At 51.9% G+C, this 22,770-nt stretch carries 21 protein-coding genes; all 21 read right to left on the bottom strand.

Annotated features, from left to right (window positions below):
- Positions 1–2 precede the first annotated feature (2 nt).
- The 21 genes from infB to ACFSX3_RS06890 all read right to left on the bottom strand — a co-directional run bounded on the left by infB (position 3) and on the right by ACFSX3_RS06890 (position 22,768).
- Entirely contained in the window at positions 3–2,672 is a 2,670-nt protein-coding gene (gene infB / locus ACFSX3_RS06990; RefSeq protein WP_209992746.1) for a translation initiation factor IF-2, read from the bottom strand.
- The gene (locus tag ACFSX3_RS06985) at positions 2,665–2,988 is read right to left on the bottom strand and encodes a YlxQ family RNA-binding protein (protein WP_036724725.1); all 324 of its coding nucleotides are present in this window, start codon (positions 2,986–2,988) and stop codon (positions 2,665–2,667) included. The genes infB and ACFSX3_RS06985 overlap by 8 nt, the downstream gene beginning before the upstream one ends.
- On the bottom strand, positions 2,981–3,289 hold the full coding sequence (rnpM, locus tag ACFSX3_RS06980) for an RNase P modulator RnpM (RefSeq protein ID WP_036692616.1): 309 nt from the start codon (positions 3,287–3,289) through the stop codon (positions 2,981–2,983). The genes ACFSX3_RS06985 and rnpM overlap by 8 nt, the downstream gene beginning before the upstream one ends.
- Positions 3,290–3,318: 29 nt before the next feature.
- Entirely contained in the window at positions 3,319–4,416 is a 1,098-nt protein-coding gene (gene nusA, locus ACFSX3_RS06975; RefSeq protein WP_209992745.1) for a transcription termination factor NusA, read from the bottom strand.
- A 26-nt stretch (positions 4,417–4,442) separates the two neighbouring features.
- Positions 4,443–4,910: a ribosome maturation factor RimP gene (gene rimP, locus ACFSX3_RS06970; RefSeq protein WP_209992744.1), complete on the bottom strand. Its 468-nt coding sequence runs from the start codon at positions 4,908–4,910 to the stop codon at positions 4,443–4,445.
- Positions 4,911–5,112: 202 nt separating this feature from the next.
- The gene (locus tag ACFSX3_RS06965; RefSeq protein WP_209992743.1) at positions 5,113–9,444 is read right to left on the bottom strand and encodes a PolC-type DNA polymerase III; all 4,332 of its coding nucleotides are present in this window, start codon (positions 9,442–9,444) and stop codon (positions 5,113–5,115) included.
- A 167-nt stretch (positions 9,445–9,611) separates the two neighbouring features.
- Entirely contained in the window at positions 9,612–11,060 is a 1,449-nt protein-coding gene (proS, locus tag ACFSX3_RS06960; RefSeq protein WP_209992742.1) for a proline--tRNA ligase, read from the bottom strand.
- A gap of 94 nt (positions 11,061–11,154) precedes the next feature.
- Positions 11,155–12,429 (bottom strand): RIP metalloprotease RseP, encoded by a 1,275-nt coding sequence (gene rseP / locus ACFSX3_RS06955; RefSeq protein WP_209992741.1) that lies wholly within the window; start codon positions 12,427–12,429, stop codon positions 11,155–11,157.
- A gap of 149 nt (positions 12,430–12,578) precedes the next feature.
- Positions 12,579–13,718, bottom strand: a complete 1,140-nt coding sequence (locus ACFSX3_RS06950) for a 1-deoxy-D-xylulose-5-phosphate reductoisomerase (RefSeq protein WP_209992740.1) — start codon at positions 13,716–13,718, stop codon at positions 12,579–12,581.
- A 23-nt stretch (positions 13,719–13,741) separates the two neighbouring features.
- Positions 13,742–14,545, bottom strand: a complete 804-nt coding sequence (locus ACFSX3_RS06945) for a phosphatidate cytidylyltransferase (protein ID WP_209992739.1) — start codon at positions 14,543–14,545, stop codon at positions 13,742–13,744.
- Positions 14,546–14,565: 20 nt separating this feature from the next.
- Positions 14,566–15,333 (bottom strand): isoprenyl transferase, encoded by a 768-nt coding sequence (locus ACFSX3_RS06940; protein ID WP_209992738.1) that lies wholly within the window; start codon positions 15,331–15,333, stop codon positions 14,566–14,568.
- 78 nt (positions 15,334–15,411) lie between these two features.
- Positions 15,412–15,966 carry a ribosome recycling factor gene (gene frr / locus ACFSX3_RS06935; RefSeq protein WP_039295250.1) on the bottom strand — a complete coding sequence of 185 codons (555 nt, stop codon included), beginning with the start codon at positions 15,964–15,966 and terminating at the stop codon, positions 15,412–15,414.
- On the bottom strand, positions 15,966–16,694 hold the full coding sequence (pyrH, locus tag ACFSX3_RS06930) for a UMP kinase (RefSeq protein ID WP_209992737.1): 729 nt from the start codon (positions 16,692–16,694) through the stop codon (positions 15,966–15,968). The genes frr and pyrH overlap by 1 nt, the downstream gene beginning before the upstream one ends.
- Positions 16,695–16,797: 103 nt before the next feature.
- Entirely contained in the window at positions 16,798–17,448 is a 651-nt protein-coding gene (gene tsf / locus ACFSX3_RS06925; RefSeq protein WP_036692572.1) for a translation elongation factor Ts, read from the bottom strand.
- A gap of 144 nt (positions 17,449–17,592) precedes the next feature.
- Complete coding sequence (gene rpsB / locus ACFSX3_RS06920) at positions 17,593–18,294, bottom strand: 30S ribosomal protein S2 (protein WP_036692565.1); 702 nt, start codon at positions 18,292–18,294, stop codon at positions 17,593–17,595.
- A 161-nt stretch (positions 18,295–18,455) separates the two neighbouring features.
- Complete coding sequence (locus tag ACFSX3_RS06915) at positions 18,456–19,067, bottom strand: hypothetical protein (RefSeq protein WP_209992736.1); 612 nt, start codon at positions 19,065–19,067, stop codon at positions 18,456–18,458.
- Positions 19,064–19,639 carry a hypothetical protein gene (locus tag ACFSX3_RS06910; RefSeq protein WP_209992735.1) on the bottom strand — a complete coding sequence of 192 codons (576 nt, stop codon included), beginning with the start codon at positions 19,637–19,639 and terminating at the stop codon, positions 19,064–19,066. Before ACFSX3_RS06910 ends, ACFSX3_RS06915 begins: the two co-directional genes overlap by 4 nt.
- Before the next feature lie 37 nt (positions 19,640–19,676).
- Complete coding sequence (locus tag ACFSX3_RS06905) at positions 19,677–19,985, bottom strand: hypothetical protein (protein WP_209992734.1); 309 nt, start codon at positions 19,983–19,985, stop codon at positions 19,677–19,679.
- 69 nt (positions 19,986–20,054) lie between these two features.
- Entirely contained in the window at positions 20,055–21,458 is a 1,404-nt protein-coding gene (locus ACFSX3_RS06900) for a DUF342 domain-containing protein (RefSeq protein WP_209992733.1), read from the bottom strand.
- Between the two features lie 30 nt (positions 21,459–21,488).
- A complete protein-coding gene (locus tag ACFSX3_RS06895; protein ID WP_209992732.1) occupies positions 21,489–22,277 on the bottom strand; it encodes a FliA/WhiG family RNA polymerase sigma factor in 789 nt (262 codons plus the stop codon).
- Positions 22,278–22,354: 77 nt separating this feature from the next.
- On the bottom strand, positions 22,355–22,768 hold the full coding sequence (locus ACFSX3_RS06890) for a hypothetical protein (RefSeq protein WP_209992731.1): 414 nt from the start codon (positions 22,766–22,768) through the stop codon (positions 22,355–22,357).
- Positions 22,769–22,770: the final 2 nt, after the last annotated feature.

Genomic DNA, 22,770 nt, shown 5'->3' with positions numbered 1-22,770 from the left:
GCTTAGCGCTCTACCGTTTCCATGATGAATGCTTCGATAATGTCGCCTTCGATGACATCATTATAGCGTTCCAAAGTTATGCCACATTCATAACCCTGTGCCACTTCTTTTGCATCATCTTTGAAACGCTTCAAGGTGTCAATTTTTCCTGTGAAGACAACAATACCGCTGCGGATCAGGCGCATTTCAGCATTGCGGGAAATTTTGCCGTCTGTAACCATACAGCCTGCGACACTGCCCACTTTGCTGATTTTGAATACGTTGCGCACTTCGGCATGGCCGATAACAGCTTCTTTATAGATGGGATCAAGCATGCCCTTCATGGCACTTTCAATCTCTTCAATGACATTGTAGATGATGTTGTGCAGACGCACATCCACCTTCTCCTGCTCTGCTGCCGCTTTCGTCTGGGTATCCGGACGAACGTTGAAGCCGATCACGATAGCGTTGGAGGCTGCTGCCAGAGTAATATCGGATTCCGTAATCGCGCCGGCACCGCTATGCAGGATCTTCACGCGGACACCTTCGACTTCGATCTTGGCCAAGGAGCCTTTAAGCGCCTCTACCGAACCTTGAACGTCAGCTTTGATAATAACGTTGAGATCCTTGATCTCGCCGTCTTTGATGTGCTTGAACAGATCATCCAGCGTTACGCGGGTGTTCGTGTTCAGCTCGGACTGGCGCTGTGTGATCGAACGTCTGTCAGCAATCGACCGTGCTTTGCGCTCATCTTCGAAGGCCATGAACGGATCGCCCGCCTGCGGCACTTCGGTCAGACCGGTAATTTCCACTGGAGTGGAAGGTCCCGCTTCCTTGATCTTGCGTCCCTTGTCATTCACCATGGCGCGTACGCGGCCGAAGCAGTTACCCGCTACAAAAGCGTCTCCGACCTTCAGCGTACCGTTCTGCACGAGAATACGGGCAACCGGTCCACGATTCTTATCAAGCTCAGCTTCTATAACAGTACCGCGCGCCCGTTTGTCCGGGTTCGCCTTGTACTCATTCACTTCAGCGACGAGCAGGATCATTTCCAGCAGTTCTTCAAGGTTAATGCGCTGCTTAGCGGACAGGTTGACGAAGATCGTATCGCCGCCCCACTCTTCCGGCACCAGCTCATAGCTTGTAAGCTCCTGCTTCACCTTGTCAGGGTCAGCGCCCGGCTTGTCGATCTTGTTAACTGCAACAATGATCGGAAGTCCGGCTGCCTTGGCATGGTTGATCGCTTCTACGGTCTGAGGCATTACGCCGTCATCTGCCGCTACAACGATAATGGTCATATCTGTGACTTGGGCACCACGGGCACGCATGGCGGTGAACGCTTCATGGCCCGGTGTATCCAGGAATGTGATTTTCTTATGGTTGATTTCAACTTGATAGGCACCGATATGCTGGGTAATTCCGCCTGCTTCGCCGCCTGTTACGTTCGTGGAACGGATGGCATCGAGCAAGGTTGTTTTACCATGGTCAACGTGACCCATGATGGTTACAACCGGTGGACGGGTGATCAATTCCGCTTCGGTATCATTCTCTTCCACAGTCTCGAAGCTGTCTTCATCTACCGGGATCTTCACTTCTACTTCTACGCCGAATTCGCCGGCCAGCAGCAGAATCGTATCGATATCAAGCTCCTGATTGATGGTCGCCATAACCCCCATCGAGATCAGCTTCTTGATCACTTCCGAAGCATCCTTGTGAAGCAGCTTCGCGGTTTCACCGACAGTCATGCTGCCGCGGACAATGATCTTCTTAGGTGTGTTGTCAATCTTCTCACGATATACGGTCGGCTGGTTTCTGCCGCGGCTGTTCTTGCCGCCACGGCCGCGATAGTTGCCGCCCTTGTTGTCGTCGTAACGTTTCTGGCCGCTGTTGTTGCCGCCAGGTCTGCCGCCAGTGGTGCTCTTCTTAGGGCCGTCGCTGCGTGAGAAACCTCCGCCTGCATTGCCTTGACCTTGCGGACGGTCACCTGTACGTGGTGCGCCGCCTTGTCCTTGCGGACGGCTGCCAGTAGTGGAGCTGCCTTGTGGACGGCTGCCAGTAGTGGAGCTGCCTTGCGGACGGCTGCCGCCAGTGGAGCTGCCTTGTGGACGGCTGCTGCTAGTGGAGCTACCTTGTGGACGGCTACCGCCAGTGGAGCTGCCTTGTGGACGGCTACCGCCAGTGGAGCTGCCTTGTGGACGGCTGCCGCTAGTGGAGCTGCCTTGTGGGCGGCTGCCGCCAGTGGAACTGCTCTGCGGGCGGCTGCCACTAGTGGAGCTGCTCTGCGGGCGCGAATTCTGCGCTGTGCCTGATGTTTGTGTTCTGCGGGAATCTTGTCCGCTTTGGGGCCTTGGGGACGTCGTCGATTGGTTGTTTTGGTTACTGTTCATACCTACCTGCTTTTCCGATTGAATTTTGTTGGTATTCTGAGCACTCTGGGATTCGGCGTTTACCGCACCGGTAGTCACTACCGGACGGTTGTTGGTGCCGGTGTCCCGCTTGGCTGCAGCGTTTGACTTGATGTCCTTGAAGAACTGTTCAACTTTGTTCACGGAGCCATTCTCCATGACACTCATATGATTATTCACCGGGACATCCAAACGCTTCAGAATGGTAATAATTTCTTTGCTGCTCATGTTCAAAGACTTCGCATATTCGTATACGCGCAGCTTATCCTTATTATCTTCTTTAGTCAATAACTCCACCTCCGACAGTATCTCCAAGCGTTCTGGAGATCATTTCCGCGAATCCTTTATCCGTAACGGCCAGCACTACGCGCTGGTCCTTACCAATACTTGCACCGAGTTCATCCCGGTGAAATGCGATTACTAGTGGAATATCGTAGGTCCCGCATTTATCGCGGAACTTCTTCTGGGTATTATCTGAAGCGTCACCTGCCAGGACGACCAGCTTGGCCTCTGAAGACCGTACTGCCTTAAGCACAGCCTCATCACCGGTGACAATCTTGCCTGCTCTCATCGCAAGCCCTAAATAAGAAAGTGTCTTACTCATTGTCCTCACTATCCTTCGCTGCCAAAAATTGCTCCTCCACGGATGCAAAATCCCGGGCAAGCTGGGCATAGATTTCAGGACTGACCTGACATTTCAATGCCCGATCAAGTGCTTTGGTCTTCTGTGCTAGCTTAAAGTATTCCAGTTTACCGCATATATAAGCGCCACGGCCCGACTTCTTGCCTGTCAGGTCGATCAGCACCTCGCCTTCAGGCGTTCTCACCACTCGAATCAGCTCTTTCTTGGGCATCATCTCCTGGCTGGCAACGCATTTACGCAGCGGCACCTTTCTTTGCTTCATACAAAGCACCTCCCGTCAGTCAGCATTCATTAATCGATGGAGACGGAATCCTGATGCATTTCATCATTCGACGTTCTGGGTCTGCCGTATTCCTGCTCCGCCTGCGTCTCGCTCTTGATATCAATCTTCCAGCCGGTTAGCTTGGCAGCAAGACGGGCATTCTGCCCCTTGATGCCGATCGCAAGCGACAGCTGATAATCAGGAACAATGACGCGGGCCATTTTCTCAGGTTCAAAGACTTGAACCTCAAGCACCTTGGACGGGCTAAGTGCGTTGGCTACATACTCCTGCACCAGCTCGGAATATCTGACGATATCGATCTTCTCGCCGCGAAGCTCAGTCACGATGGTCTGTACGCGTGTGCCTCTTGGGCCTACGCAGGAGCCCACCGGGTCCACTTCGGGATTGCGCGAGAACACAGCGATTTTGGAACGGAATCCGGCTTCGCGGGCAACGGAACGAATCTCCACCACTCCGTCAAAAATCTCCGGCACCTCCAGCTCGAACAGACGCTTCAGGAGACCCGGATGACTGCGGGACAACATGATCTGCGGTCCTTTGGTCGTATTCTCCACCTTGGTGATATAAGCCTTGATACGCTCGCTCTGCTTGAACTTCTCTCCAGGCATCAGCTCGCTCAGCGGAAGAACCGCCTCGATTTTGCCAAGATCGACATAGATGTTACGCATATCCTGACGCTGTACAAGGCCAGTCACAATATCATCTTCCTTGTCGATAAAAGCGTTATAGATCAGGCCGCGTTCAGCTTCGCGGATACGCTGGGTAACCACCTGCTTCGCAGTCTGGGCGGCAATACGGCCGAAATCACGCGGCGTGACTTCTTGCTCGGCGATATCCTCCAGCTGGAAATGCGGGTTGATCTCCCGGGCAGCCATGAGCGAGATCTCAGTCCGTGCATCGAGAACCTCCTCCACAATCAGCTTGCGGGCATACACCTTGATTACGCCTGTGTTGCGGTTCATATCCACACGCACATTCTGCGCCGCATTGAAATTGCGTTTATAGCTGGAGATCAGCGCCGCTTCGATGGCTTCGAACAGCACATCCTTGCTGATGCCTTTCTCCCTTTCCAGTTCATTCATAGCTTCAATAAACTCCATACTCATGAAATTCCGGTCCCCCTTTCAAGACGTTAAAAAATAATGGCCAATCTCGCACTGGCGACCTTGGCGTACGGTACCACATGTTCTTTTTTGCCCGCGGAGATGAGCAGTTCCTCGTTCTCGAACGAGAGCAATCGACCTTCGAATTCTTTGAGTCCTTGAATCGGCTCATAGACCGTAACATTTACGTCCTTGCCTACCGCCTTGGCCACATCCGCAGCTTTCTTGAGCGGACGCTCAGCTCCCGGCGAGGAGACTTCAAGGAAATACGCTTCGGAGAATGGATCATTCTCATCCAGCTTCTGGCTGATATATTCGCTGATGGTACCGCAGTCATCGATGTCGATGCCACCCTCTTTGTCTACGAATACGCGCAGAAACCAGTTGGAGCCTTCCTTCACGTATTCAACGTCCACCAGTTCGAAACCATTGTCCTCGAGATAGGACCCGAGCAGCTGCTCTACCGTTTGTTTAATTTTGGATTTGGGTGTGCTCAAAAGAAGATTACCTCCACGAACTTGTCTTTTGCTATATACCAAAGATAAAGAGTGGGTTTCCCCACTCTTTACACAACGGACTTATCTCATTATTACCAAAAAAATTATACCATAGTGAGGGAGCACTGACAAGTACCAGCCCTTGACTCCCCTTTCTAAGAGGACATTAAAGGGCTGTATATCACATCACTTGAGCCGGCTGTCAGAACAGCGAAAGCTGGTTGCTCTCTGGCAGTCCGCGGAAGCAGCCCATTCCGTTCAGCAGCTCAATCACCGTTTTACTGGCCTTGGATTTCTGCTGGAAATCCTCAATGGAGAGGAATTCCCCGGCGTCCTTGGCGGCGGCGATATTAATCGCGGCATTGTCCCCGATTCCGGCAAGCGAGGAGAACGGAGGGATCAGACTGGTGCCGTCCACCGTGAACTTGGTGGCATCCGAGCGGTACAGATCAATGTTCTTGAAGCTGAAGCCGCGTGCGGTCATCTCCAGGGCCATCTCAAGCACCGGAAGCATCGCCTTTTCCTTAGGCAGCGCCTGGAAGCCCTTGGACTCGATCTCTACAAGCTGGCGCGCGATGGCTTCGTAACCCTTGCAGCACAGCTCGATATCGAAATCCGCAGCGCGGACCGAGAAGTAAGTCGCATAGTATTCTATCGGATGATACAGCTTGAAGAAGGCTGTGCGCACCGCCGAAATGACATAAGCCGCGGCATGGGCCTTCGGGAACATGTACTGGATTTTGAGACAGGAATCAATGTACCACTGCGGCACCTTGCAATTCTTCATCTCCTCAATCCACTCCGGCGGCAGCCCCTTTCCTTTACGCACACTCTCCGTAATTTTGAAGGCCAGACTAGCATCCATGCCCGTCTTATAGATTAGGTAGAGCATGATATCATCACGACAGCCGATTACTGTCTTAATGTTGCAGGTATTGTTCTTGATCAGCTCTTGAGCGTTCCCAAGCCATACGCCGGTTCCATGGGACAGCCCGGAAATCTGCAGCAGATCGGCAAAGCTGGAGGGCTTGGCTTCGACAAGCATCTGGCGGACGAACTTCGTCCCCATCTCCGGCACACCATAAGTGGCCACCGGGGTACGGATCTGATCCGGCCTTACCCCGAGCGCATCCGTGGAGTTGAACATGCTCATTACCTTCGGATCATTCATCGGAATGGTCGTCGGGTCCACGCCGGTCAGATCCTGCAGCATCCGCATCATGGTCGGATCATCGTGGCCGAGAATATCGAGCTTCAGCAGGTTGGCATCGAAGGCGTGATAATCGAAATGGGTGGTCTTCCACTCGGCTGTAACATCATCCGCCGGGAACTGTACCGGAGTGATATCTTCAATCTCCATATAGTCCGGCAAGACGACAATACCGCCGGGATGCTGCCCCGTACTGCGCTTCACCCCGGTACAGCCGGCGGCAAGCCGTCCAACCTCCGCACCGCGCCAGCGCTTCTGGTGATGCTCTTCATATTTCTTGGTGAAGCCGAAAGCAGTCTTCTCTGCAACCGTACCGATGGTTCCCGCACGGAATACATTGTCCGGACCGAACATCGTTTTGGTAAAGTTATGGGCGTTTGGCTGATACTCCCCGGAGAAGTTAAGGTCAATATCGGGAACCTTGTCCCCTTTGAAGCCCAGAAAGGTCTCAAACGGAATATCCTGGCCTTCTCCCTTCAGCCGGCCTCCACAATGCGGGCAATCCTTATCCGGCAAGTCGAAGCCGCTTGGCACACTGCCGTCCAGGAACCATTCACTGTGCCGACATTCGGAATTGGTGCAGATATAGTGAGCCGGAAGCGGATTAACCTCCGAGATTCCAAGGAATGTTGCCACTACCGACGAGCCTACCGAGCCACGGGAACCGACGAGATAACCGTCCTGGTTCGACTTTTTGACGAGCCGTTCCGAGATCAGATAGTTGGCAGAGAACCCGTATTTAATAATCGGGGCAAGCTCCTTCTCCAGACGGGCAACCACAACCTCCGGCAGCTCCTCGCCGTAGATCGATTTGGCTGTGTCATAGCAGGTATTGCGGATCTCATCGTCCGCCCCTTCAATAATAGGCGTGAAGAGATCGCTGGGGAACAGATCGTATTCCTCGAACCGCTCAGCCAGTTCAACAGTATTCGTGACCACGACTTCCTTCGCTTTGGCTGCACCCAAATATTCGAACTCTGCAAGCATCTCATCGGTCGTCCGGAAGTGGGCATCCGGCTTGTTCTGGTCCTTCAACGGACTGAACCCGGTAATCCCGTGGATCGTAATATCGCGGAACAGCTTATCGCGCGGCTCAAGGTAGTGCACATTCCCAGTAGCTATCACCGGCTTGTTCATCTGCTCGCCGATCTCACAGATTTTGCGTACAACACCCCGCAGGTCCTCCGGACTCGCTACGAACCCTTTATCCACCAGATGCATGTACATAGTGAGCGGCTGGATTTCCAGTACATCATAGAACTGGGCAACCTCAATCGCCTCTTCCACGGTCTTGTTCAGCACAGCCTCGAAGAACTCGCCCCGCTCACAGCCGGATATGACGAGCAGTCCGTCACGAAGCTCTTCAAGCTTTGACTTGGGGATGCAAGGCACCCGCTTATAGTACTCTGTATGCGACATGGAGATCAGCTTGTAGAGATTCTTTTTGCCGATCGGATTCAGAGCATAGATCCCGCAGTGAAACGGCCGGACAGTCGACAGGTCATTGCCTACATAGTCATTTAGCCGGTCGAGCCGGGTCATGCCCTTCATCTTCTCCGCATCGGCCAGCAGACCGTTCAGAATCCCGCCCAGCGCAATCGTATCATCCACCGCACGGTGATGACTCTCCAGCAGTACCTTGTACTTGTCAGCAAGCGTATTGAGCCGGTGGTTCTTCATTTTGGGGTAGAGCAGACGCGCCAGCTCCAACGTATCCAGCCAAGGATTCGGGAGCTCCGGCTGTCCCAGCTTCTTCAGGGAAGCCTGAATGAAGCCCATATCGAAACGTGCATTATGTGCAACAAGAATACTGTCTCCCACAAACTCCACGAAATCTTTAAGTACCGGCGCAAGATCCGGCGCATCCTTGACCATTTCATCCGTAATATTTGTCAACTGCTGGATGTGGTAGGGAATTTTCTCATGCGGATTGACGAAAGTAGTGTAACGGTCCAGCTCCTTACCTTCGCACATCTTGATCGCCGCAAGCTCTGTGATGTTGTTGCGTGTGATGGACAGCCCTGTGGTCTCGATATCGAAGACGACATAGGTTGCCGTCTTGAGCTCCAGCGGCTGCGCATTCTCCACGATGTTGACCGCATCATTGACGACATTGGCCTCCACACCGTAGAGCATCTTGAGCTTATGCTTATGGGCGGCATGATTCGCATCCGGGAAGCTCTGAACATTGCCGTGGTCGGTAACTGCAAGTGCCGGGTGGCCCCATTTCGCAGCTGTTTTGACATAGGCATCAATCGGTGCTACCGCATCCATCGTGCTCATAGTGGTATGCAGATGGAACTCCACACGCTTCTCCTTGGCATTGTCCTTACGGGCAGGCGGCGCCGACACCTCGGTCAGATCCGAAGGAATCATCACCAGCTCGGGAATCTGCATGAACCGGTCATATTCCACTTTGCCGCGCGCCCGGACCCATTTGCCGTTAGCCAGCTGGCCCATGATCTTCAGCTCTTCCCTGGTCTTCGCGAACATCTTCATCTGCAGGGAATCTGTAAAGTCTGTGATGCAGAAGGTGAACAGTGTATTTCCGTTACGCAGCTCCTTGCGGTCCAGTCCGAAGATCGTCCCCTGGATCGTAATCTTCTTCTCTTCATCCTGAATCTCCAGAATGGAGACGGCCTGCTCTTTGATGTCATTCCCGACCTGAAGCTTAATGACCTCATTCGGGTCCCCGGTTTCTTCAGGCTCGTCCGGCTCGCTGTTCATCATCATCAGCTCTACCAGCTCACGCTGCTCCTGCTGGAGCTTCTGCTGGAATTCCTCATAAGCATCTGCCTTGCTCTTGCTCTCGTCCTCAGCCATTTGCAGCTTGACCTTGAGGGGAAGAGCAAAATATTTATCATAATATTTAATAATGGCGGCTTCGATACCCTTTTTACGGGCCAGCTCAAGCGACATGGTATCATTCAGGCTAAGGATGAGCGTACCGTCCCGCAGCTCCTGACTGGAACGCGTCAGCCATCCGTTAACGGAAGGAATCTCACGCTGGACCCACTCCAGGAACATGCCCCAGTACTCCTGCACAATATCGGCTCTGCTAACGGTATCATCATATAGGAACAAGAAGCTGACCTTGGCAATATGCTGCAGCTTCTCACGCATTCTAAGGATAAAGGCCCGGTAGGTCTGGGCGGGAATCAGGGTTGTCTTCGCAATCACAATATGCCAGTCATGGTTGCCGCGGCTGATCTCCACCCGTTCAATCTGTCCGTCTACAAAATAAGGATCAATCATGGCAGGCGGAATCTCCCCCTGCTTCATCAACAGCTCAAATCTCTTTCTTCTCTCCACGTTCTGCTCCATGCATTCCCCACCTAACTCGGCAATAATTGGCGTAAGACATCGACGTCATTCTAATATAATCTATTGTAAGAAAAAGCCTCCGGCTTAAAAAGCATTGGGTACTTGCGGCCCGCCGACTCCTCTCGCCAGAAGCTGATATAAAAAATTAAATAATATAAGGTTGCCGATTAATACGCTTTGGCAAATACAACCGTATGCTGGGCAGGTTTGCCGCAGCAGATACAGGTTTCTTTCGTTTCTGACGGGTGGAACGGAATATTACGGCTGCCTGCGCCGGTCTCTTCCTTGACCTTATCCTCACATTCTTCAGAACCGCACCAGCCTGCAAGCGCAAAGCCGCGTTTCTCTTCCATGGAATCCTTCATCTGCTCCAGAGTATCTACGGAATAGAAATGATCCTCACGGAATTTCAGTGCCCGCTCGTACATTTCCTGGTGCACCTGCTCCAGCATGGCGTTCACTTCTTCAACCAGGTTCTCCTGCTGAATGACCTTCTTCTCGCCGCTGATCCGGGATACGAGCACGCAGACTCCATTCTCCATATCACGTGGTCCAAGCTCCAGACGGACAGGGACACCGCGCATTTCATATTCATTGAACTTCCAGCCCGGGGTTACATCCGCACGGTCATCTACACGCACGCGGATTCCGGCACTTTTGAGTTCATTGAACAGCTCATCGGTACGTCCGATGACTGCTTCACGCGTTTTAGGCGGTCCGATAGGAATCATAATGACCTGCGTAGGCGCTACCTTCGGCGGCAGAGCCAGTCCACGGTCGTCACCATGCACCATGATGAGGGAACCGATTAGGCGTGTTGTAGAGCCCCATGAGGTCGTATGCGCATATTCCAGTACATTATCACGGCTCAAGTACTGGATGTCAAAAGCCACGGCGAACTTGGTACCCAGATAATGCGAGGTAGCCGCCTGCACAGCCCGTCCATCTTTCATCATCGCTTCAATGGAATACGTATCCACGGCACCAGCGAACCGCTCGGATGGCGTCTTCTGTCCGGTCACTACCGGGATAGCCAGAAAGGTCTCCACGAAGTCGCGGTAGTTATCAAGCATCTTCATAGTTTCTTCGCGTGCTTCCGTCTCATTCTCATGCGCGGTATGGCCCTCCTGCCAGAGGAATTCCGTAGTGCGGATGAACGGCAGGGTACGTTTCTCCCAGCGGACAACGTTGGCCCATTGATTGATCAGAACCGGAAGGTCGCGGTAAGACTGAATCCACTTGGAATACATATGGCCGAACATCGTCTCGGATGTAGGGCGGATCGCCAGACGTTCTTCCAGCACATCGCCTCCGGCCTCAGTGACCCAAGGCAGCTCCGGGTTGAAGCCCTCCACATGTTCTTTCTCCTTCTGGAAAAAGCTCTCGGGAATGAACAGCGGGAAGTAGGCGTTCCGGTGACCGGTAGCCTTCAGGCGGCGGTTCATTTCCTCCTGGATATGCTCCCAGATTTCATAGCCGTCCGGTTTGAATACGATACAGCCGCGGACCGGTGAATAATCCATCAGGTCCGCCTTTTTGATTACATCGATATACCAACGTGAGAAATCCTCGCCCTGCGGCGTGATCTCTGTAACGAATTGCTTGTCTTTGGCCATGTAAAGAAATCCTCCTATATTCGCCCCGCAGATTGCATATTAGCTATGAAGCCGATTCATATACACCACGGGATCAACAATGATATGACATCCGTCAGCCGCTTATGAGGCGTAAAATATCATTATAAGTAACAGCGATCATCACCAGGAACAGCAGGGCAAAGCCTACAAAATGGACCATGCCTTCCCGGCTCGGGTCCACCGGCTTGCCGCGTAACGCCTCAACCCCGAGGAACACAAGCCGGCTGCCATCCAGGGCAGGAATCGGCAACAGGTTAAAGATCCCTAAGTACAGGCTGAGAATAGCCGCCCAATAGGTCAGATACTGAATCCCCTGCTGGGCAATCTGTCCGGTCAACTGGAACGTGCCTACTGGTCCAGAGATATCATCCATATTAAATTTATTAATCAGCTGCTTGAAGCCGATAAAAATCAGCTTGGTGGTGTCAACCATAGCAGTACCAGACTTGGTGATTGTCTCCCCCACACCGGCCTTGCGGGTAGGCAGCTCTGGCGTAATACCCACTTTGCCGCCTTCCTCCCCTTCCATTCCACGGGGAATCATGGTCACCTTCAAGGTCTCTTCGCCGCGCTTCAGCGTCCAGTTCATTTCTTTGCCTTTGGAGGCCGAAGTCAGCTTGATCATCTTCTGGTAATCTCCGCCGATGGCCTGCCCGTCCACAGTGACGACGATGTCGCCCTTCTGCAGACCTGCTTCTTGCGCAGGCATTCCTGAACTGACATCACCGATCTTCACATAGGTCGGGTTCTCCACCGGGATTCCAGCCATCTGCAGATGAAGTGCGAATAATACAAACGCCAGAATGAAGTTCATCACCGGACCGGCCAGGATCGCTATCGCACGCTGACCGACGGTTTTGCCGCCGAATTGACGGTCCCTGGGCGCAATCTGCGTCTGCTGGGTGCCCTTGATCATCATCGCCTGCGGATTCACATCATAAGTAGTCACTTCACCGTCTACATCGAGGCGGATCTTCAGTTCGTTCTCCAGATCCGTGAACTGCGCTTCGCCGCGTATAACATTTCTGCGGGTATCCAGAGAATCGATGTAAATATTCTTCACCTTGTTATCCTGGCCCAGCCGGACGGCAATGGTCTGCCCGGGGCCGATCTCAACCATCTCCGGGTCCTCGCCGGCCATACGGGCGTATCCCCCGAAGGGCAGCAAGCGAAGCGTGAACTGGGTTTCACCGCGTTTATAAGAGAACAGTTTCGGACCGAAACCGATCGCAAATTCCCGTACAAGAATTCCGGCGCGTTTGGCAAAATAATAATGTCCCCATTCATGGACAGTCACCAAAACAAAGAACATAAACACCGTTAAAAAAACAACTCTTACCATCTCCATAGCGCAACATTCCCCCTTAAGGTGTAAGACCGAAGTATGTCCTCTTAATTTATCATTATTCCAAGGCAGGGCACAAGAGAATCAACAGTCCACACCTATTTTTCAGGGCACAGCTATTATTACCTTATCCAAAGGCGCCTACCATCCCGTTACAGAACAGCCGCAAGCTCCCGGGAAGCCATGTCGCACAAGTGAATCTGTTCCAGACCAGGATCTGCCGCATTATGATGGCGCTGAAGCACTTCATCAATAATCTCATCAATGCGCAGGAAAGGAATTTCACCGCGCAGGAAGCGGGCAACAGCGACCTCATTGGCTGCATTGAAGGCCGTCGTGAATGTGCCGCCCGCAATTCCGCAGTCAATAGCCATCTTCAGCGCCGGATAGCGCTCATAATCCATCTCCCGGAAGGTCAGGCTGGCTACCTGAGCCAGCGACAATCGCTTCGCGGGCGACAGCCAGCGGTCGGGATAGGTTAGTGCGTATTGAATAGGAACCCGCATATCAGGAGTCCCCAGCTGAGCAATAATGCTGCTGTCACGGAATTCCACATACGAATGAATAATACTCTCCGGATGCAGCAGCACATCAATCTGCTCATACGGAAGAGCGAATAAATGGTGGGCTTCAATAACCTCCAGGCCTTTGTTGACCATGGTTGCCGAATCTATAGTAATCTTGGCTCCCATGCTCCAGTTGGGGTGACGAAGTGCGTCCTCTACGGTTACATGCTTAAGCTCTTCTCGCTTATAATCACGGAATGAACCGCCGGAGGCAGTAATGGTAATCGAAGCCACATCTTCACGATTCTCGCCATTTAAGCATTGAAAAATCGCCGAATGCTCACTGTCCACTGGCAGCAGCTTCACGCCTTTGCGTCCAGCCAGCTCTGTAACCAGATGTCCGGCGGTCACGAGCGTCTCCTTATTAGCCAGTCCAATATGTCTGCCGGCTTCAATCGCCGCAAGCGTAGACTGAAGTCCTACACTGCCTACGAGCGCAGTCACGACCGTCTCAGCATCGCCCCCGGCAGCAATCTCCACCAGCCCTTCACTTCCGCTATACAGCTCTACACCGGCAGGCAGACTGGATCTGATCTCCTCTGCCAGCTCCTTCGTGGAGACCGAAACACGGCGCGGCTTGAAGCGGCGGACCTGTTCCAGCAGCAGTGCAGTATTGTTTCCCGCCGCCAGCCCATCGACTTCAAAGGCTTCCGGATGCATGGCTACAACATCCAGCGTCTGGGTACCGATGGAGCCTGTGGAGCCGAGAATACTAATTCTTTTCACAGTTGCTTTCCTTCTCCCTGTCGTTAATAGTAAGGCATCAGCATTACGATATGTACGAAAGGAAATACGATAATCCAGCTGTCGCAGCGGTCCAGGATGCCTCCGTGACCGGGCAGCAGTGAGCCTGAATCCTTAATACCGTACACCCGTTTATAGGCAGATTGTACAAGATCTCCGAGCTGACCCAGCACGGCGCAGGCAATTCCAATCAGCAGCGCGCGTCCGATCGTCAGCAGATCAGGAACCAGTAAAGCAAAAACAATCGATAGGACAGCAGAAATCAACACTCCGCCAAGGGCGCCCTCAATGGTCTTGTTAGGACTGATTGCAGGCCACAGCTTATTCTTCCCGAAGCTTCTGCCAACAAAATAGGCTCCGGCATCACTGCCCCAGATACAGCACAGCAACAGGATCGTCCAGAAGAGGCCATGGCCGTCTCCCGCACCACGGGCAATTCCCATATAGGAGAACCCCATCCCTATGTAAACAATGCCGGTGAACATCATTGCGGTGATTTTGATATCCAGCTTATTCTTACTGAACACAGTAACCAGCAGGAACAGCAGCATTAACAGCCATATCCCCTGTTCCCAAGAGAATAGCTTATCTATTCCCAGGAGGTCCCAAGGAATCATAAAACCTACTACAGAAGCGTAACCAAATACAGCAGTCAGTCCAAAGGTAGCTGTACCCGTCATTTTCACAAATTCATAATAGCCGATGAGGGCCATGGCAGTCAGCATCAGCTGATACGGCCAGCCACCCCAATAGCATAACCCTAAAAACAAGGCCCCGGCAACAATTCCGGTAATCAATCGCTGCTTCAAAGAATCCCTCTCCCATCAGGCTACTTCAATCCACCATAACGGCGTGTGCGGCGCTGATACTCAGCGACAGCCTGCATCAGATGCGTCTTGTCAAACTCCGGCCAGTACGCATCCGTAAACCAAAATTCACTATAGGCGACCTGCCACAGCATAAAATTACTGAGCCGCATTTCACCGCTGGTACGGATCAAGAGGTCAGGATCAGGTAATCCGCCGGACAACAGTCTGCTGTCAATCAGCTCTGAAGTGATCTCTTCAGGTGACAGGACACCTGCCTGGATATCCTTGCCCAAGCCGCGCATACAATCCTCAATTTCCTTGCGTCCGCCGTAGTTTAATGCAAAATTCAGAATAAGTCCGGTGTTGCTCTGCGTGCGGGCAACCGCTTCTTCCATAGCCTTACGGGTATGGGAAGGCAAAGCCTCGGCATTCCCCATTACACGTACTTGAACATTCTTATGAATCAATTCGTCCAGTTCAATCGCCAGGAATTCTACAGGGAGGCGCATGAGGAAATCAACCTCATCCTTCGGCCGGCTCCAGTTCTCCGTAGAGAAAGCATACAGGGTCAAGAATTCAACGCCCAGGTCATTCGCGGCAATCGTCGCACGTTTGACCGCCTTCATCCCGTTCTGATGGCCTACAATACGGGGCAGACCGCGCCGTTTCGCCCAGCGGCCATTGCCATCCATAATTATCGCTACATGCCGGGGAATATTATCCGGTGAAATCTCGACTGGCTCCTGCCTGTCTTTACGGCTCAGCCATTCTTGAATCCGTTTGATCATTTCCGTTTCCTCCAAGCTCTTATCAGAAAGAGACAAACCCCACCATAAACGGAGGGGCCTGAAGTCTCTTGAATTTCATTATACTTCCATAATCTCTTTTTCTTTGGACAAGAGCACTTTGTCGACTTCAGCTATGAACTTATCCGTTGATTTCTGGATATCTTCCTGATGTCCATGTGATTCGTCTTCTGAAATGCCGTTCTTCTCCATCTTCTTGATGTCATCGTTCGCATCACGGCGGATGTTGCGGATCGCTACCTTAGCTTCTTCGCCGAACTTCTTAGTGAACTTCACAAGTTCGCCGCGGCGTTCTTCAGTAAGCGGAGGAATCGACAGGCGGATGATCGTACCGTCATTGGCAGGTGTAATCCCAATGTCAGACTTCATAATCGCCCGTTCGATGTCAGACATCGAGGTTTTGTCCCACGGCTGGATCAGCAGGGTCCGGGAATCCGGTGTGCTGATGTTGGCCAGCTGATTGAGAGGAGTTGGGGCACCGTAATATTCAACTTGGATGCGATCCAGCAGCGACGTCGAAGCGCGTCCCGCCCGCAGTGTTGCCAAGTCGCGCTTCAGCGAGAGAATCGCTTTTTCCATACGCTCTTCGGCATTCTTCTTAACCGATTGTGGCATTAATTTACACTCCCTTTAACGATCGTCCCAATCTTTTCACCGAGAACGACGCGTTTGATATTGCCTTGCTCTGTAATAGCAAACACAATGAGCGGTATATTATTATCCATGCAGAGTGAGGAAGCGGTGGAATCCATGACACCCAGGTTTTTGTTCAGAATATCCATGTAAGTGAGCTGCTCGTACTTCACGGCTGTGCTGTCCTTGAACGGATCTGCGGAGTAGACGCCGTCTACTTTGTTCTTGGCCATCAGGATGACCTCAGCTTCAATCTCGGCTGCTCTGAGCGCTGCCGTAGTATCTGTCGAGAAGAACGGATTCCCTGTTCCGGCGGCAAAAATTACTACGCGGCCTTTCTCCAAATGCCGGATGGCCCGGCGGCGGATATAAGGCTCCGCAATCTGCTGCATGGCAATAGAAGTCTGTACCCGGGTAGGGACGTCGATCTGCTCCAGAGCATCCTGCAAGGCCAGCGAGTTCATCACCGTTGCCAGCATTCCCATATAATCCGCTGTCGCCCGGTCAATCCCGTTCTCGCTCCCGGCGATCCCGCGCCAGATGTTGCCCCCGCCGCATACAATCGCAACCTGAACTCCTAGCTCAACGACTTCCTTGACCTGCTCCGCAATAGAGATGATCGTTTCGGCATCGATGCCATAGCCATTCTGTCCGGAGAGCGATTCACCGCTTACCTTAAGGACCACTCTCTTAAATACCGGCTGTTCCAATTGTATACCCTCACTTTCTTACAAAAGACGGAACACTTCTTATATGTGTTCCGCTCTTTTGATGCTTGCCAATATTCAATTCTTATTCAATGCAGTGCAGCAATTATTGTTTAACTTGTGCCATTACTTCTTCTACGAAGTTGTCAACTTTCTTCTCAAGACCTTCACCCAGTTCGAAACGAACGAAGCGGCGGATGGTGATGTTCTCGCCAATGGTGCTGATTTTTTCATTCAGCAGTTGGGAAATCGTCTTATCCGGGTCTTTAACGAAGGATTGCTCCATCAAGCAGTATTCTTCATAGAACTTGCTGATGCGGCCTTCCACCATTTTTTCAACGATCTTCTCAGGCTTGCCTTCGTTCAGCGCTTGAGCCTTAAGAATTTCTTTTTCCTTCTCTACATCTGCAGAAGGTACTTCTTCACGGCGAACATACAGCGGGTTCGCTGCTGCGATTTGCATAGCGATATCACGGGCAAATTCTTTGAAGGAATCGGTTTTGCCTACGAAGTCAGTTTCGCAGTTGATTTCTACCAGAACGCCAATACGGCCGCCAGCGTGGATATAAGATTCTACAGTACCTTCAGTAGCAATACGTCCAGCTTTGTTAGCTGCTGCGGACAGGCCTTTTTCACGGAGCAATTCTGCCGCTTTGGTGATATCGTTGTTTGCTTCTTCAAGCGCTTTTTTACAATCGAGCATTCCTGCTCCTGTTCTTTCACGAAGTTCCTTTACTGCTTTTGCATCTACTGCCATTGTTATTCCCTCCAGAGTCATAGTCATTGCCATACGCAGGGCGCACAGCGGATATTCCTACATTTTAAAAAAAGGGCAGTGAGAGGTTATCCACCTGCCAACCACCCTTTTCATTTAAGTTCTTGTATATGTTCCGAACACTACTTAAGCAGTAGTTGTGTCTTCGCCCTGATGAGCTTCAACAACAGCGTCAGCCATTTTACCAGTCAAGAGCTTCACGGCGCGGATAGCGTCGTCATTGCCTGGAATAACGTAGTCGATTTCGTCCGGATCGCAGTTAGTATCAACGATAGCTACGATAGGAATACCCAATTTGCGAGCTTCTGCTACTGCAATGCGCTCTTTACGCGGGTCAATGATGAACAGCGCGCTTGGAAGACCTTTCATGTTCTTGATACCGCCCAGGAATTTCTCAAGACGATCTTTCTCTTTGCGGAGAAGGATAACTTCTTTCTTAGGCAATACTGCAAAGGTACCGTCTTCTTCCCAAGCTTCCAATTTCTTCAGGCGATCAATACGCTTCTGAATCGTCTGGAAGTTAGTCAGGGTACCACCCAGCCAACGTTGGTTAATGAAGAACATACCTGAACGTTCAGCTTCTTCTTTTACGGAATCCTGTGCTTGCTTCTTTGTTCCTACGAATAGGATTGTTCCGTTGTCGCCAGCGACGCTCTTTACAAAGTTGTAAGCTTCCTCTACCTTTTTGACTGTTTTTTGCAAGTCAATAATGTAAATTCCGTTTCTTTCAGTGAAGATATAACGATCCATCTTTGGGTTCCAACGACGAGTCTGATGACCGAAGTGTACCCCAGCTTCGAGAAGCTGCTTCATGGAAATTACTGCCATCTTCACGCACCTCCTAATTTTGGTTTATTGTGTGTCTCCTCCGCCGCGTGTCATCTTTCTACAAGACTTTCTTCAGAAGAAAGCACCTCTTGTCGAAATCAACTGGCGTGTGTTTTAACACCGTCAATTACTATAACATATTAAAATCGCCTATGCAACGATTACTTTTTCACAGTAATCAGCTTATCAATAACGGAGTTGATGCTCTCTCCCTTGGTGAAGTTATAGCTGCCGTATTGAATGATAGTGTTCACCTTACGGCTGTTCGCCGTCTGGAGAAACTTGTTCTTATCCTCTATCACCCCGGCCTCCGCAAGCAGATCGGCCGTCTGGGCAAGGGTAATACCAGTAGGAATCCTTAGAGAGATCACCCCGTTCACAGCAACCGCAGGCGCACCAGGTGTAACCGGAGCCTTGGTAACAGGCTCTGCGGTGCTCTGCGGCTGCGCAGGAGCTGAGGGCTTGCCCGGAGTCGCTGCAGCGCTTGGCGTGGCAGCCGGCTTGGGCGGGATTGCAGGCGTAGAAGCTGGAGTTGCAGCTGGCTTGGCTGCCGCCTGGGAAGCCGGGGCCGAGGCCCCTTCCTCCGGCGATGGTGTAGCAGTAGCAGAAGCTTCCGCCGGGTCTACAAGGGTCAGATTCAGGCGGGTTGCTTGCTGGATAAGCTCTTCTTTGGTTAACGGCGCCGCCCTGCCAGCTATCATCAGCTGTAGCAGCAACGCGCCAGCAATCAATCCGACACCTAATCCCAGCATAAAGAATCGGTTCTTCATCATACCGATTCCTCCTGCATTGCCAGCTGCAGAATAAGCTGTACCTCGCCCCGCTGCAGACCGGCGGTCTTGGCGATAGAATCTATCGATTTCCCCTGCTCATGCAGCTCGAACAGACGCGGATACCGCAGCTTAATGGAGCTGACCGTCTTCTGCTTAACAGGAGCTTCTGCCGGAACCGAAGTCTCCCCTCCCTGGGACTTCTCCCCGCGAGCAGACGAACCTTCCCGCGAGAAGGTCGCTGCCAGCTGGAGCAGCCCTTTCTCCTCTGCAGTCAGCCGGGCATCCATGAGCAGCAGGCTCTTTTGCAGCTCGCCCACCTGCTCCCGCAATAGACCAATCTCGTCCTGGAGGGCTGTCTTATTGCTCTGTGACTGTGTCTTAATACTGCCCACCAGCTTCAGCAGCTCAGAGTTCTCATGCTCAATATCGGCCATGTAGAGCTCCAGAGCAGCCTCTGTCTCCTTCAGGCTCTTCTTCTCCTCCGAGTCTTCCCTGCCCGCCCTGGCCGGCAGCCGTAGGGCATATACGATTGCGACTACGCCTACCAGCACGATGTATACCCATGGTTCCAAGTGTGTAATCTCCTTCTGCGTTTAATTCTGGTCAAAATCAAAGACTGAAATCTATACGGTGTCCCTTATAGGGATGCTCGGCATCATGGGTGTTCTCCTGCTTGTCCTGCTTGCGCGAATCAGACTGACTCCTGGGGCTGCTTCCCTTGCCGCCGTCCCGCAGCGCCGATTCGGCAGACTCATCAACCTCTGTGCTGCGCAGCGAGATTTCCTGGCTATGCTTCACATTCTGGCCTGCCAATTGCTGCTGGTCGAGTGTAGGACGCTGCTGAAGGTTATTCTGAACTTTGCCCGCATCATGCGTACGGGGCAGTGCAATTTGCAGTTCCACCGGTTTCAGACTCATAAGATCCCTCTTCTCCACTCAATGGTTTCAGAATCAAGGAATGGCAGGCCGCCACGGCTGCCCGCCTGATTACACGTAAGGTATTATGGATATGTCCCCTTCACTATAGACGAAGGATACCCGCTCTGTCGGGTCCTTAACGAACCGGGTGTATCTGCCGATCACGATCTTGGAGCCTCCATAGATCGTCTTGACGACATCAACCCTGGCTCTGCCGGTATCCTCCAGCATGCGTTCGATCTCCAGCACACGCTCTTTGATTCTCTTTTCATCACGCATATGAGATTGCTTGGTTGCATTAAGCTTGACGCGAAGCGCCACCTTATCCGGTGATAGCTGGCCATTGGTCGCCAGTTGATTAAGCAGATATAGCGCCTTATTGGTCTTGTCCTCATTCTCGAGAAGCTGCCGCAGCTCCTGGCGCAGTTCATTGATCTCATTCCTCAGCTCGGGAACAACGCCCACCTCGATCGCTGTAGCTGTAGACATGGTATTGCCGATGGTGCGGGCAATCACCCGCTCGCCTGCCTGCACAATTCCGCCAACAATTAAGCCCTTGGCGCCGTTGCACAGCACATCATGGCCTGCCCGGATGCTGGAATGCATGATACTTTGGGAGACTATTATATCTTCCCCGGCCACAACATTGCCATCCTGGATGAACGAGACCTTGACATTTTTGCCGGCGCTTACGAGGCCTTTATTATATCCGATGATGCCGCCGGTAATCTCGATGGACCCGCCCGATATCAGTTCAGCTCCCTCTACCCCGCCGACCACCCGGATATCTCCTGCGGATTTGACGGTGAAGCCGGTGAGCACATTGCCGCGGATGACGACCGTGCCCACGAAATCAATATTGCCTGTACTGTAGTCCACATCCCCGTTGATTTCAAACACCGGAAATACATTGATCTTACCTTTGTCTGTCAGCGTAACCAATCCGTCGATCGCAGAATACATGGAGGTCTCTTCCTGATCCACCACCACATTCTTGCCTACCTTGAAGTGAGCCTCTTTCCCTGCCCGGAATGGAAGCTCCTCCCCTGTCACCATCTTGCCGCTCACACCATTCTCCGCCAGAATAACCCTGGCAATAAGCTGGCCCTTCCTTACATTATGCAGCCGGACCAACTCTTTGTAATCTACCTTGCCATCCTCTTTCTCCAGAGGCTTGCGGTCCTCTTCCATATCAACGGTCAGCACCACACGGCCATCCTTACCGTTGACAGGAGGCTGTCCAATCGCGATGGGCACTCTGTTCCAGAAGTATTCTTCCGGGTTACTGCTGATCCGCGTTACAATATCATGCTGGATGCCGAAACGAATATTGTGACTGAACAGGAAGCTCTCAAGGTCCTCGACCGAACAGGTGAAATTCTCATCCTTCTTGGTGAACTGAAGGTAAGCAATCCCCTTATCCTCCGAAAAAGTAACGCTTAGGTATTGGCTCAATACATATTGACCGATCAATTTCTGCTCCCCCTTGTCACCGTCACCCGGTTAATCATTTTGCATTAGAAGGTCCCGGTTCTTCTCAAGTGTTCCTCTTAGCCGCAAAATAGCTTTGGAATGAAGCTGGGAGATTCGCGAAGGAGACAAGGACATCACTTCCGCAATCTCGCTTAAAGATAAATCCTCATAATATAAAAGGGACACGACGGTCCGTTCTTTCACTGTTAATTTCTCGATGCCTTTGGTTAGCGTATCCCGCAGGTAGAACTCATTCACTTTACGGTCCGGATTCTTGGCCTTGTCATCTACCAATATGGACATTCGTGTCTCTGATTCTTCTTCACGTATAGGATCTTCCAATGAACAGAGCGACATTACCGCAACATCCTGCAGCATCGTCTGAAACTCCATTTCCGAAATATTCAGATACTGGCTCATTTCATCGTCACTTACCGATCTCAAATACTTCTGTTCCAGCTGCTGGTAGGCTTCCTCGATTTTTTTCGCTTTTTCGCGTACGGATCTGGGAACCCAGTCACTTTGCCGCAGAGAATCAAGGATTGCTCCTCTTACCCGCCAGGATGCATAGGTCTGGAATTGAAGCCCCCGCTTGTAGTCGAATTTTTCGATGGCATCAATAAGTCCCATTACACCGTTGCTGGCCAAATCGTCCTTGGAGACATTTTTGGGCAGCCCTACTGCCAGACGGCTGGATACGTAATCAACAATATGGAGATAACTCTCAATCAGTTTTTTTTTGGCTTCAGGATCGCCGTGCTCTTTCCACTGCTCCCAAAGCAGGTCTGTATCCGACTGAGCTGCTTTACGCTCGTTCAACGGCTTTCACCCTTCCCAAAGTTTAGTCAGCGGGCATCATGCGGCGCAAGATGACGGACTTTCGCCGCAGCACTCGCTTATTCTTCTTTCAGGTGACGAACGGCCTTGGCCAATTCTTCTGGATCTTTCATAGAGACTAGCTTCGGAGGCTGCAAAGGTGTGAACCCCCCGAGCTCTTCGCTTGCCGCCTCCCGTTTAGGGGTTAGCAGGTCCTTGAGCTCCTGATCCTCATCAGGTGTACTAATATCAAGCTTGGCGCCAAGGGACTCTCCGTTATCGAACAACCCGGCTTCCGGGTCTGAGGATTCTTCTTTTGCGGTAATAAAACCCAATACCCATCTCAGGAAGAAAGCAAGCACAAACCAGATAATAAATCCGTACATGCCCCGAATCAGGCTGGTCCCTAGCAGGTTCTGTCCGTTATTCGCTAGGAAGGTTAGTACAAATCCGATTAGTCCGGCCACAATATTCAGTAATAGTTTCCTGCTCATGG

The organism is Paenibacillus rhizoplanae, assembly GCF_042684125.1.
Taxonomy (GTDB): Bacteria; Bacillota; Bacilli; order Paenibacillales; family Paenibacillaceae; genus Paenibacillus_AQ; species Paenibacillus_AQ rhizoplanae.
Note: the sequence above shows the minus strand (reverse complement) of the source record. Positions and strands in the feature narration are given on the sequence as shown.

Excerpts from the sequence above, each read along its gene's own strand:
- ACFSX3_RS06940 (WP_209992738.1), bottom strand. The coding sequence starts at position 15,333 with ATGATCAAACGGATTCAAGAATGGCTGAGCCGTAAAGACAGGCAGGAG.
- ACFSX3_RS06915 (WP_209992736.1), bottom strand. The coding sequence starts at position 19,067 with ATGATGAAGAACCGATTCTTTATGCTGGGATTAGGTGTCGGATTGATT.
- ACFSX3_RS06985 (WP_036724725.1), bottom strand. The coding sequence starts at position 2,988 with ATGAGTAAGACACTTTCTTATTTAGGGCTTGCGATGAGAGCAGGCAAG.
- ACFSX3_RS06905 (WP_209992734.1), bottom strand. The coding sequence starts at position 19,985 with ATGAGTCTGAAACCGGTGGAACTGCAAATTGCACTGCCCCGTACGCAT.
- nusA (WP_209992745.1), bottom strand. The coding sequence starts at position 4,416 with ATGAGTATGGAGTTTATTGAAGCTATGAATGAACTGGAAAGGGAGAAA.
- rpsB (WP_036692565.1), bottom strand. The coding sequence starts at position 18,294 with ATGGCAGTAATTTCCATGAAGCAGCTTCTCGAAGCTGGGGTACACTTC.
- proS (WP_209992742.1), bottom strand. The coding sequence starts at position 11,060 with ATGGCCAAAGACAAGCAATTCGTTACAGAGATCACGCCGCAGGGCGAG.
- ACFSX3_RS06965 (WP_209992743.1), bottom strand. The coding sequence starts at position 9,444 with ATGGAGCAGAACGTGGAGAGAAGAAAGAGATTTGAGCTGTTGATGAAG.
- tsf (WP_036692572.1), bottom strand. The coding sequence starts at position 17,448 with ATGGCAGTAGATGCAAAAGCAGTAAAGGAACTTCGTGAAAGAACAGGA.
- rnpM (WP_036692616.1), bottom strand. The coding sequence starts at position 3,289 with ATGAAGCAAAGAAAGGTGCCGCTGCGTAAATGCGTTGCCAGCCAGGAG.
- rseP (WP_209992741.1), bottom strand. The coding sequence starts at position 12,429 with ATGGAGATGGTAAGAGTTGTTTTTTTAACGGTGTTTATGTTCTTTGTT.
- ACFSX3_RS06890 (WP_209992731.1), bottom strand. The coding sequence starts at position 22,768 with ATGAGCAGGAAACTATTACTGAATATTGTGGCCGGACTAATCGGATTT.
- frr (WP_039295250.1), bottom strand. The coding sequence starts at position 15,966 with ATGCCACAATCGGTTAAGAAGAATGCCGAAGAGCGTATGGAAAAAGCG.